Origin of the sequence: Burkholderia sp. CpTa8-5, assembly GCF_017815045.1 — a bacterium.
GTDB classification, from domain to species: Bacteria; Pseudomonadota; Gammaproteobacteria; order Burkholderiales; family Burkholderiaceae; genus Burkholderia; species Burkholderia sola.
On the sequence record NZ_JAGIQD010000072.1, the window covers coordinates 1 to 1,305 of the forward strand.

1 protein-coding gene is annotated in these 1,305 nt (G+C 61.7%); it reads left to right on the forward strand.

What is annotated here, in order from left to right:
• Nucleotides 1–81: 81 nt before the first annotated feature.
• Complete coding sequence (locus J8I35_RS34360) at nucleotides 82–1,302, forward strand: ISL3 family transposase (protein ID WP_122473473.1); 1,221 nt, start codon at nucleotides 82–84, stop codon at nucleotides 1,300–1,302.
• Nucleotides 1,303–1,305 lie beyond the last annotated feature (3 nt).

Here is a 1,305-nt window from a genome sequence, read left to right on the forward strand (position 1 = left end):
GGTTCATCGCGGGAAACCGTGGAGCGTTTGAGGGGGATTGCGTAATCTGACGCCTGACTTTAAAGACGTCAGGAGGAGCAATTGCTCGATCGCAAGGCACTTCAGGCACTGGGCTGCTGGACGGGCTATCGGTTGGAGCGGGTGGAATGGCCGGAAGGAGAAGGCCGTACGCTATCGCTGCATTTGAAGCCGGTCAGCAAGGTGATGTACTGCGAGCAATGCGGTGCACGGTGCCATCAAATCCACGAGACGACGGTTCGCCGCGTGCGCGATCTGCCGCTGTTCGAGTACCGGGTGGTGCTGCACGTCCCCCGCCGCCGGGTCTGGTGCGAACGCTGCGGCGGTCCGCGACTGGAGAAGCTGGCGTGGCTGGGCCGTTACCAGCGAGTGACGGAGCGATTTGCCAAGGCCTGCGAGAAACTGCTGCAAGCGGCCAGCGTACAGGCAGTGGCGGCCTTCTACGATCTGGGCTGGCACACGGTCAAATCGATCGACAAGATGCGCTTACAAGCGCGTGTGGCTGAGCCGGACTGGTCGACGATCCGCTATTTGGCGATGGACGAGTTTGCACTCCATAAAGGCCATCGGTATGCCACGGTGGTGGTCGATCCGATCGGCCGGCAGGTGCTCTGGATTGGATCGGGACGCTCACGCGAGACGGCGCGCGCCTTCTTCGAGCAACTTCCTGAGGGTGTCGCCGAGCGCATCGAAGCAGTCGCGATCGATATGACCACGGCCTACGAGCTGGAAATCAAGGCGCAGTGTCCGCAGGCCGAGGTGGTCTACGACCTGTTCCACGTCGTGGCCAAGTACGGGCGGGAGGTGATCGATCGGGTACGAGTGGATCAGGCCAATCAGTTGCGCCATGACCGCCCGGCCCGCAAGGTGTTGAAATCCAGTCGCTGGCTGCTGCTGCGCAACCGCCACAACCTGAAGCCCGAGCAGTCCGTCCATCTGAAGGAACTGCTGGCTGCCAATCAGCCGTTGTTGTGCGTCTACGTGCTACGCGACGAACTCAAACGGCTCTGGTTCTACCGAAAGCCAGCCTGGGCGGAAAAGGCCTGGGAACACTGGATCGAGCAAGCCCGACAAAGCGGGATTGCCGCGCTGCAACTGTTCGCGCAGCGCCTACAGGGTTACTGGCACGGAATCCTCGCCCGCTGCCGCCATCCGCTCAATACCAGCGTCGTCGAAGGCATCAACAACACCATCAAGGTCATCAAGCGTCGGGCCTACGGGTACCGCGACGAGGAATACTTCTTCCTCAAGATCCGCGCCGCGTTCCCCGGTAATCCGCGATGAACC